The sequence below is a fragment of the Gemmobacter serpentinus genome (genome assembly GCF_008973825.1).
GTDB classification, from domain to species: Bacteria; Pseudomonadota; Alphaproteobacteria; order Rhodobacterales; family Rhodobacteraceae; genus Gemmobacter; species Gemmobacter serpentinus.
Genome location: NZ_WCHR01000060.1, coordinates 1 through 10,303, shown reverse-complemented (window position 1 = coordinate 10,303; position 10,303 = coordinate 1). Strand labels below are relative to the sequence as shown.

The following is a 10,303-nucleotide window of genomic DNA, read 5'->3' as shown; positions in this document are numbered from 1 at the left end:
TGCTGGTAGGGATGTCGCGCACCTGCATTTCCGACAGCACAGTGGAGCTTTGCTTTGTCCAGACCCCATGGCTGAGGGTCTCGCTGCGGGTCAGCAGGTTCCGCCGTCCCGGGCGCGGACGGCGCCCGATCGTGGGCCGCGCGCTTGAGACCGCCTGTGCCGCATCGACCGTGCCCGCCATCCGGCGCACCATTCCCACGGGTTGGCCAGGCCCGGTGACGGCTGTGGTGCCGCTACTGTCCTGAAACAGCAGTCCCGGCCTCATCGTCAGCAGCATGCCTTTGTCACTGCCGCCAAACAGCCTTGCTGGTGACCAGATCTGGTTGCGCCTTGCCGTCTCGGTCAGGGTGAGCCCGCGCGCGTACATCAGACCCATCCGGTCAGGGCGGTGGCGGTGGTTCCGGTGGCCAGGATGCGGGTGGCAAACAGCGGATAGGTGCCCGCAGGCAGGATGCCGGTGGTCTGGGTCGCCCCATCGCTGTTGATCCAGGCCAGCGTGCCATCGCCAAACAATGTGACTGCCCGGATCGGCAGGGATAGGTTGAACGCATCCGAGGGCGTGATCGCGAAGGATCCGAGCGCAGGGCCGGAAATCGAGCGGTTGACGGTCTTGAACGGATCGGACATGGAGGCCTCATACTGCTTGCGGGATGCCGCTTTCGTGTTCAGGGCGGCAGATTGGCAACAAGATCTTTGCAATTGCCGAGGCGGGCGGGCGCGATACGACAAGGATCCGCAACACCGGGCGCTTTTCTCTGGAAAGTTGCGGACACTTAGGATTTTCTGCCGATGGGATGTCCGGGCGGGGCAGGTCTGCCTCCCGGTTGTGTGCCCATTGTGCCAAAAGTTATTTATTTGAGGGCATTTTACGCCGCGATTCCCCCAAAGACTGCACAGGGTTGCGATGACGGATCAGACGGCGGATATCCCGGGATTGCTTGCCGGATTGCTGCCCCAGGGCGAAGCCATGCTGGCGATGCGCCATGACATGTCGGAGGCGACGCTTGCCGGCTATGTCGAGGCGGTGGCGGTCGATCAGGGCGGGCGGCACTGGCTGCTGGGCTGGTCGCAGGACCGGCTGGGCGACGCGTTCGGCCTGATGGTGCTGGAGCGCCAGCGCCATGCCGGTGCCCTGGTGCTGGCGCGGTTTCCCCGCGATGACATCCCCGAAGGTTGCAGCGGCTTTCTCGGCTTGTTGCAGGCGGATTGGCAAGCGGCGCATTCGGCCCCGGTTCCGGTCTTCATGCTGGCGGTGCCCGGGGGGGCACATCTGCGGATCTCGGGCGAGGCGCTGCGTCAGGTCGATCTGCGGGTGATGTCGGGCATCGTAGAGGCGGCAGCCCAGGCCGGGCATCGCGGCTATTTCCAACCGCTGGCCGAGATGCTGGCCGCGCCTGAATCCTGGGTGCCGGGTCTTGTCACCACCGAGGATCCGGTCAGCAATCTCGGGATCGACACGATCGTGGCCCTGCCCGGTCTGGGCTATATGGTGGAGGGGTGGGTGCTGGCCCCCGCCCGCCCGGTCACCGGCTTCAGCCTGCGGGCGGGCGACACGATCGGCCATGCCGATCCGAGGGCGACCTATCGCATGGCGCGGCCCGATCTGGATGCGGCCTTTCCGCAGCAGGCAGGTCTTGGCCGGGATGCGGGCTTTGTCGCCTTCTTCCCGATGCGTGATGCCCGCCCCGATAGTGGCGATCTGCTGTTGCGGCTGCATTGCGGGGATGCACGGCAAAGCCAGCACCGGCTCGATCCGGCGCGCATCGCCTGGCTGCATCGCGGTGTGGGCGAGGCGGCCTTGCTGCGCTGCTATCCGGCGCTGGAGCACGAGCCGTTCTTTCCCGCCATGGCCGCCACGCTGAAGCGCTATCGCCTGTTGGGGCGCGTCCCGCCGGTTGCCTGGCAGGTGACCCCGGCGGCGCGACTTCTGGTGCTGGGTGTGCAGGACGGCCATGATGATGCCTATCGCATCGCGGCCCAGATCATGGCCTGGCGGCAGGTGCTGTTCAGCCAGGGCATCGGTGTGGCGCTTCTGGCCCCTGAGGCCTGCCGCGCCCATATGCTGCCGCTGTTTCGCGAATTGCAGGCCCTGGCGGAGATGCCGGGCCTCAGTCTGTTCTTCATCGCACCGCCGCTTTGCCCGCGCGAGGTGGCCGCGGCCCTGGTTGCGACGGGGGCGTCCCGCTTTGCCCTGCTGCGCCCGGGCTTTCGGGCCGATCTGGACGATTTGCTGGCCTGCCTTGAGATGACCGGCCCGGACCCCGAGGGGCCGGCGCGTGCGTGCCTTACCCTGGCCGATGGCCCCTCTGGTCTGACGGGGCTGGAAGGCGCGCCGGGATTGGGCGGCGATGCAGGCGCTTTCGTGGATCTGGCCCGGCGTGGCGAGGCCTGGGCCGATCTGCCCGGGGGCGAGGTTGCGGGCCTTGCGCTGCGCGCCAGCCCCCGCCCGATCCTGCCCCCGCTCTGGGAGCGGATCGAACGCAGCGGGGTGGCCTTGTAATGTGTGCCGTAAAGCCTGCCCTGCAAACCAAACCGGGCCTGCCCAGCCTTGCCGGGCTGGCCATGGATGCGCCTATCGCCATCATTTCGCATGCGCATCCCTCCGTCTCGAAGGGGGGGGCCGAGATCGCGGCCTATACGCTTTACCGCGGATTGCGGGCGCTGGATGTACCGGCGGTCTTCATCGCGGCGGTGCCGCGGCAGGATCTGCCGCGCGTCACGCTGCGCAGCGCGCAGGAGCGGGTGATCCCCGTCGATCCCGCGCGCTACGGCCATGATCTGCAACTGGGCGGCCCGGCCGTCATCGAAGATCTGGTGCGGGTTCTACGCGAAACCGGGGCGGGGCTGGTGAACTTTCACCATTTCCTGAGTTTCGGCCTCAACGCCTTTCACCGCGTGCGCGAGGCGCTGGATCTGCCGGTCTTCCTGACGCTGCATGAATTTCTTGCGATCTGCGCCCATCACGGCCAGATGGTGACGCGCCCGGCCCGGGCCCTGTGTGACAATGCTGCATCCGAACGCTGTGGCAGCTGCTTCCCCGAACATGGGAATGCTGCGATGGCGACCCGGCGCGATCTGATGCAGACCGCCCTGCTGGGGCTGGACGGATTTGTGGCCCCCAGCCGTTTCCTGATCGACCGTTTCGTGCAATGGGGCCTGCCGGAAAGCGGCTTTGCGATGATCGAGAACGGGCTGATAGGGTTTGACCGGCCCGGCCCCCTGCGGGAGCGTGAGGCTGACGATCCGCTGATCTTTGCCTATTTCGGCCAGATCAACCCGTTCAAGGGGGTCGATACGCTGCTCGATGCGCTGGATCTCCTGCTGGCCGAACCCGGTCTGCGCCCGCGCGTCCGGGTGCGGGTCCATGGCAATATCATCGGGGTTTCGCCGGAGTTTGAGCAGCGCCTGCGCGCGGCCGCGGGGCCCGGCGGCGTGGTGCAATTCGCCGGTCCCTATGACAATGCCCGGGTGCGTCAGCTGATGGGCGAGGCCGATTACGTCATGGTGCCAAGCCGCTGGTGGGAGAATTCACCCGTGGTGATCCAGGAGGCCTTCGCCGCCTCGCGTCCGGTGATCTGCACCGGCATCGGCGGCATGGCAGAAAAGGTCGAGGATGGCGTCTCGGGCTATCACTTCCGTCACGAAAGTGCCGCCGATCTGGCGCGCGTGATGCGCCGGGCGCTTGCCGCGCCCGAAACCGCTCCCACCCGTTTCCCGGTTCCGGGCAGCGAAACCGACATGGCGCAGGCCTATCTGCGCTTCTTTGCCGCCCGCACGGGTGGCAGGCAAGGCGAGAAGGAACAGAAGACGTGATCCCAGTTGAGGGGCAGGTTGCGCCCATTCCGTCAGGCAAGAAGCCCCGCATTCTCGTTCTTTCGCCGGCAGGTGTGGTGCATGACCAGGATTGTGTGCGCTGGTACGACCAGCCGCGGGAGCAGATCTTGGGCAATTACTTCAATATCGGCGATATGGTGGTTTACGATTCCACCCTGAAGATCCTGGATCATGCTGAGGTGCGTGGCACCGTCATCGACCAGATCGTGGAAACGGAGATCGCGCAATATCGCAAGGGCTATGACTATTTCCTGATCCGGGCCTCGAACTTTGTTCATAATGACATGGATTGGCATCACGCGATCGAGGTCCTGGAACGGGTGCCGCTGCCTGTCCATGCCATCGGGGTCGGCGCGCAGTCGCATGGCGCGGGCGTCTACAGGTTGACCGGGCAGAACCTGCGCTTCTGGCAGATGGTGTCGGAACGCAGCACGGTGATCGGGGTGCGCGGCACCTTCACCGCCGACGTGCTGGCGGCCAGCGGCATCCACAATGTGGAGATCGTGGGCTGCCCCTCGATGTTCCGCACCCGCAGGCGCGATCTTGATATCCGCATGCCCGAAGAGATCCGCCGCTTGGCCTTCTCGATCCGGCGCGAGGTGGATGGTACCTATTCGGCCGATACCGCCGCCTATCGCCGCAAACAGCGCGATCTGCTGTTGCAGGCGGCGGGGATGTTCGATGTGACGGTCTCCATCCATGGCGAGCCGGAGGAAAAGGCCTTCTGGTTCAAGGATGAAGCTGGCATGGCGCAGGCGCGCGCGACCTTCCGTCATGAGGGCTGGTTCACCCCGGAAACGGAAGCGGCGATGGAGCGGCTTTACCGCGACAAGCTGTTCTTCTTCCTCGAGGTTGCGGATTATGACCGCTTCATCTGCGCCCAGGATTTCGCGCTTGGCTACCGGGTTCACGGGGTGCTGCCGGGCCTCGCCAATGGGGTGCCCGGGGTGTTGGTGCGCTATGACAGCCGCAGTGGCGAACTGGCCCAGACCCACGCCATCCCCTCGATCGGGATCGATCAGCTGGATCATGTCGATTTGCCGCAGATCTTGCGCGAGACCGACTTTTCCGAATTCAACCGTGTGCATCGGCTGCGTTATGACAAGATGAAGTTCGTGCTCGAGGCCAATGGTCTCGCACATCGTATGGGGTGAGGCGATGCAGGAGGGGAGGATAGAAAGCACGACAGAGATCGTCCGCAGCCTGCTGGCCAGCGACCCGGATCTTTCCGTGCTCTGGCTGGGGGGCGGGCGCGAGGTACAGCCTTACCGCGATCATCCGGGACGGCTGACGGTGCTGGGGGGCTATCCGCCTGCGGCCTGGGCCTCGCGGGATTTCCGCTTTCGCCAGGTTGCAAGCCAGGCAGAGCTGCTGCAGGCGCTGGAACAGGAGGTCGGGCGCGGCCCGGCCTATGACCTGGTCTTTGTCGATCACGATCATCGTCTGATGGCGCTCTATGACCAGATCCGCCTGGTGCAGCCCCTGATGCGGCCCGAGGCGCTCTGGCTGTTCGATGATGCACTGCCGCCCGATTACCGTATGGCCTCGCCCGAGCCTGCCGGGGGCTGGTGGACGGGGCAGGTCTGCTACCTGCGCGAACTGCTCTTTGCCGAGGGGCCGGAGGCGCTGCTGGAATGCGTGGCTTCGGCCGCGACCGGGCTTTTGTTGGGCAGCCGCATCGCCCTGCCGCCGCGGGAGGCCTTCGAGGCCCGGCGCGGTGCCGCGCCGCAATCGGCGGCGGATTTGCAGCTGCTGACCCGGCCGGTGGCCTGGAGCAGCATCGAATCCCGGGTGCAGGCGGTGCTGATGCAGCGCCGGACAGCCGGGCTTTTGCCGGTGCGCAGTGCCGATCCGGAGGCGCATGCCATCGAGACCCGCATCATCGACCCGATGGTGCGGCTCGAGCGGCGCGCGCCTGCCTTCATCTGCATGGCGCATCCGGAGGACACGGAGCTGCCCGGGGTGGAGCGGCTGCTGCAGACCGCGCGACGCGTCCATGAAAAGCGCATCCAGACCTATGCCGATGTGATCACCGTCGGCTATGATCAACTGCTGTCCGGCAGCGATCTCATCCCGCGCTATCTGGAAAGCGGCCCGGCCACCCTGCAGCGCATGGCACAGGCGCATGGCAGTCATGGCAATGCCGATACGGGGCTTTTGCTGCATAACAACACCCTGATGCTGGAGCGCAACCGGCTGGATGCGGCGCTGCCGGTGCCCGGCCACACCTTTCTGGCAACGCCGGACGAGCCGCTGAACTACGGCATGTGGTTGCTTCTGGCGCTGCCCGCGGCGCAGGAATTCCTTGATCACCGGGACCGCTATGACCGGTTCATGTGCTATTGTGACCGGCCCTGGCAAAAGGCGATGCTGGCGGCCATCGGGATCGATCCGGCCGATATCCTGTCGCATGACGTGAAACGCGCCTATGCGCTGGAGCGGGTCTCCATGATCCGCTGCTCGTTCCGCGATCTCTATGTGACCGAAAGCGAAAAACAGGTCTTTGCGCGCCTGGCCACCAGGCTGGCGGGGGAGACCCTGCCGGGTGATGAGACGGCATCCGGTCAGGCCGGGCGGCGCATCTTCCTGTCACGCCTCGCCCATACCCGGTCTGGCAGCTATCGCGGGCTGATGAATGAAGAGGAACTGATCGCCGGGCTGCGGGGCCTCGATTTTGAAATCATCGACCCCGAAACCTTGCCCTTTGCCGAACAGATCCGCCTGATGCGGGCCGCCGATGTCGTGGTGGGCCTGGGCGGCGCGGGCATGTTCAATGCTGTCTTCTGTCGCCCCGGCACCAAGCTGGTCGATATCGAAAGCGGCATGGTCTTTGCCGATGCCCATTGCAACCTGTTTGCCTCGATGGGGCTGGATTACGCGGTGATCTTCGGCGAGGAGGACGCGAGTGACCCGCGCCCGTCGCAAAAGCGCTGGCGTCTCGATATCCCCCGCGCGCTGGAGGCGATCACGACGATGATTGCGGCCCCGCAGGCGGAGGCCGCTCAGCCCGGGACGTGATGGCAGTCGCGCAGGAAGATGTCGAAAAATCCCGGCCAGTTTGCGGCACAGGGAAAGACCGGATTGGGCGAGGGTCCGCTTTGCCCGCGTTGCAGGAAGCGCCTGATCACCACCGCGGTTTCCTCCGCCAGCACATCCCCCAGCGAGGCAAAGGAATTATGCCCGTGCAGCCGGTAGGTATAAAGTGGCGCCTCCACCGCGACAGGCTCGGTGAAGAACAGGGCCTGCAGCAGGAAGTCCCAGTCATGGCAATAGCGCAGAGGCTGGAAGGGACCGGCCTGGTCGAACAGCCGCCGGGTGAACAGGAAGTTGCCGGTCGAGATCGCGATATTGGCGCGCAGCAGGGCAAAGCCGGTGCTGGGGTCTTGGTGCAGCGCCAGTTTCTGGCGCAGCGCCATCAGGCGGAAAAACTCCGGCATCGGGGTTTCGGGCGGATCGCTGCGCAGCACATCGACCAGCGAGAAGGCAAGCTCTGACCCGCTGGCCTGCAGGGCCTCCATCAGCCGGGTGATCCGGTCCGGGTGATAGAGATCATCGGAATTCAGGATCGCCAGATAGGCGGCGCGGCTTTCGGCAATACCCCGGTTGATCGTGGCATGCGCCCCGAGGTTCCCGGCATTGCGCAGCAGGGTGACGCGGGCGAAGCGGGCGGTGAATTCGGGCGTCAGCACCGCCTCCGCGGCCTCTGCCGTGCCATCATCCGAGGCATCGTCGATCACCACCAGCTCCAGATGCGGATAGGTCTGGTCATGAACCGAGAGCAGGCTGTCGCGTATGAAGGCGGCGTGCCGGTAGGCGGGCACGATGATGGTGACGCAGCGCGGGTGCAGGACGGCGGGCATCGGCAACCTCACCCGATCAGCAGCAGGCAGCCGGTTCCGGCGGCATGGGCCAGGCCCGGATCCCGGGCGTCGGGGCGCAGCAGCTCGATCCGGTAGCGCCCGGCGGGCAGCCCGCCCAGCCCCCCCCGGAAGCTGAAGCCGCTGGCCGTCTGGCCGGCCAGCGCCTGGCCCTGCGCCAGATCGGGCCGTGGCTGTGCGTGCCGCAACAGGGCGACATGGCGGCGCCCCTGATCATCCTGCAAGGAGATCAGCGCCGGGAAGGGGTCTGTTCCCGGCAGCAGGAACCAGCCGGTCAGGGCGATGCCGCCCGCCCGCGCCAGCGGCAAAAGCCCGTCTTGCGGCGGCAGCCCGTTCAGCTGTTCGATCTGCGCGCGGCCGGCCGGATGGGGGGTGACCCGCATCAGCTCCGGCGGGGCGGCGACAAACCCGCCGTGATCCGGACCGGGGCTGTCCTGTGCCCCCTGCCGCCGCAACAGGCCGGTCAATGCGGCATTGGCCCGGGCCAGTCCGACAAGCTGACGCGGCAGGTCCATATCTGCGCGGGCGGGGGCCGGATCCATCTCGATCTCGTCCGGATCGGGTTCGGCATCCATCGCCAGCGCATCGCGCAGCGCGACAAGCCGGGCCGTACCCAGCTGCTGGTCCGGCTCCAGATAGCTGCCACCCGCCCAGCCATTCCAGGCATTGATGAAAATCGCCCGCCCCTCTGCCGGGCCTTGTCGGGCCAGATCGGCGAGATGGCCGGTCCAGGCCGCAAACAGCGCAGGACTCGCCCCCTGCCAGATCGTGGCCTCCGCCCCCCGCAGGGGGCTGTCATCATGGCCGGGCAGGGCGCAGCCCAGCCGCAGATGGCCTGCGGACGGTCTGGCAATCTCGCCTGCAACCAGCCCGGCATAATCCCCCGTGACACCGGCGCGGCCTGCGGGCGCGGGCAGCTGCAGGGCCGGTGCCTCCGGCAAGGGCTGGCAGCTGCTGTCACAGCCGAACACCCGCGGATCGCGCGCCTCCGCCCGTTCCACCAGACACAGATGCAGCCGGGTGATGCCGTCATGGCGGGCGATCGCGCGCCAGGAGGCCAGCGCCCCGGCGGGGTCGGGCAGAAGCTCCAGCCCGCTGACCAGCAGCAGGGGTGCCCCTGCCAGACGGATATAGGCCGGGGCCGCGAGACGGGGCAGGCTGTCACGGAACAGGGCTGCGGGATCTGCCACATCCCGCGCCTCGATCTGCAAGTGCAGGCAGAACCCGAAATCATCCCCCTGTTCCAGATGCTGCGCGATCAGGGCCTGCCCGGCCCCCCCCGGGCCCGCGGGGTAGCAAAAACCGGTCAGCCCATGCGTCCGGGCCTGCGCGATCTGTCCGCGCAGCGCGGACCCGTCGCGCGGATCATAGAACCCTGGATCGCGGCCGGGCAGATGCGGCTGGTCATGACCCGGATAAAGCGCCCGGCTGGCGGCGATCCGCAGCCAGTCCGCGCCCTCTTCCGCAAAAGATCCGGCTGCATATCCGGCAGGCCGCAGCGCCGGATCATAAAAGGCGATCACCTCAAGCCGCGCGGCATGGTCCAGGATGCCCCCTGCACCGGGGATGTCTGTGCCGGCGATCTCTGCGGGCGGGATCCCTGTCGCGCTGATACCGGTCACGGTGGGCGGGGCAGGGGGGGCCTTGGCCAGGATCTCTTCCAGCATCGGGCGAAGCTGCGCCGAGGCCAGCGATCCGTCCGCAACCCCGGGCGAGAAAGGCAGCCGCAGGCCGGAGCCTCCGACCCGGACCTCCAGCACGGCATCGATCTGGCTCACCGGCGCTGCCGCGTGCAGATGCGCCAGCAGGAGCGATGCGATCCCTGCGGGCAGCAGGCCCAGATCAATATCAAAACCCGCACGCACGGGATGCGGAAAGAGCCGGGCAATATCCTCGCGGGCGATATCACAGGACATCGCGGGCAGGTCGACACCATAGAGACGGATATCAAGCTGCACGTCTTGCCCGGGCGCACGGGCCGAAACCGCCCAGCCCCGCAGCCAGCGCCCGTCGAAATGGTCGATCGCGCCGCGCCATTCCGGGCCCTGATCCAGATTGTGCAGATCCCAGTTCACGACACTCATGAAGCAACCCTTCCCAATATGCACAGCCAGCCCGACCTGGCCACGGCTTGCGCGACGATGGTCCGACATAGCGGGATTTGCCGGATCGGCAAAGTGCAGCCATCCCGCATAAGGACAGCAAAATTGCCATATGCCGGTTTCCGGACAGATTGGCGGGCAGATTCTCTCTCAAATCCGGCGAATCCGGGGCGCTTCCGGCCCCGGGCGAGAATCGCGGGCTGAAATTTGCCGCCCGAAGCCCCTGTTCTCACGCGATCGGCCGGCCGCGCCGATCTGCCGCGATCCTGCCCCCTGTGCAGGGCTCATGCAAAACGCCAATGAAACAAGGCGCGCCGCAGTCTTGCCGCAGAAAATGACGGGAGTACGACATTTTTCCCTTGCGGTTGTCTGCGGCTGGGCCTAGAAGCCCCTTCACCGAGACGACGAACGGGAACGGATCGTCGGTTTGGGATGGAGATGAGGTTGGCGGCGCGCCAAGGGATTGGCGCGGTGCTGGATTTTTGTCTT

Annotated in this window: 9 protein-coding genes; 4 read left to right on the top strand and 5 right to left on the bottom strand. The window is 66.5% G+C overall.

The genetic code is table 11. The features are described 5' to 3' along the window. Together GBJ34_RS20225 and GBJ34_RS20220 are read right to left on the bottom strand one after the other, a co-directional pair. Nucleotides 1-367, bottom strand: a 367-nt coding sequence (locus tag GBJ34_RS20225; RefSeq protein ID WP_226341313.1) for a hypothetical protein, incomplete at its 3' end; no start/stop codon positions are given. Then, nucleotides 367-627 carry a spike base protein, RCAP_Rcc01079 family gene (locus tag GBJ34_RS20220; protein ID WP_151720972.1) on the bottom strand — a complete coding sequence of 87 codons (261 nt, stop codon included), beginning with the start codon at nucleotides 625-627 and terminating at the stop codon, nucleotides 367-369. The genes GBJ34_RS20225 and GBJ34_RS20220, both read right to left, overlap by 1 nt. A gap of 277 nt (nucleotides 628-904) precedes the next feature. Here GBJ34_RS20220 and GBJ34_RS20215 point away from each other — a divergent pair, with 277 nt between their 5' ends. From GBJ34_RS20215 to GBJ34_RS20200, 4 genes are read left to right on the top strand one after another with little or no spacing between them, the layout of a single operon-like run. Then, entirely contained in the window at nucleotides 905-2,500 is a 1,596-nt protein-coding gene (locus GBJ34_RS20215) for a hypothetical protein (protein ID WP_151720971.1), read from the top strand. Further along, nucleotides 2,500-3,813 carry a glycosyltransferase gene (locus tag GBJ34_RS20210; RefSeq protein WP_151720970.1) on the top strand — a complete coding sequence of 438 codons (1,314 nt, stop codon included), beginning with the start codon at nucleotides 2,500-2,502 and terminating at the stop codon, nucleotides 3,811-3,813. Before GBJ34_RS20215 ends, GBJ34_RS20210 begins: the two co-directional genes overlap by 1 nt. Further along, entirely contained in the window at nucleotides 3,810-4,988 is a 1,179-nt protein-coding gene (locus tag GBJ34_RS20205) for a polysaccharide pyruvyl transferase family protein (RefSeq protein WP_151720969.1), read from the top strand. Before GBJ34_RS20210 ends, GBJ34_RS20205 begins: the two co-directional genes overlap by 4 nt. A gap of 4 nt (nucleotides 4,989-4,992) precedes the next feature. Continuing rightward, a complete protein-coding gene (locus GBJ34_RS20200) occupies nucleotides 4,993-6,852 on the top strand; it encodes a glycosyltransferase family 61 protein (protein WP_151720968.1) in 1,860 nt (619 codons plus the stop codon). Here GBJ34_RS20200 and GBJ34_RS20195 read toward each other — a convergent pair. The 3 genes from GBJ34_RS20195 to GBJ34_RS20990 form a co-directional block, all read right to left on the bottom strand. Then, entirely contained in the window at nucleotides 6,837-7,694 is an 858-nt protein-coding gene (locus tag GBJ34_RS20195; protein ID WP_151720967.1) for a glycosyltransferase family 2 protein, read from the bottom strand. The genes GBJ34_RS20200 and GBJ34_RS20195 overlap by 16 nt on opposite strands. Before the next feature lie 8 nt (nucleotides 7,695-7,702). After that, a complete protein-coding gene (locus tag GBJ34_RS20190) occupies nucleotides 7,703-9,796 on the bottom strand; it encodes a glycoside hydrolase family 99-like domain-containing protein (RefSeq protein WP_192931312.1) in 2,094 nt (697 codons plus the stop codon). Between the two features lie 247 nt (nucleotides 9,797-10,043). Further along, on the bottom strand, nucleotides 10,044-10,303 hold a 260-nt coding region (locus GBJ34_RS20990), incomplete at its 5' end, for a hypothetical protein (protein WP_226341312.1).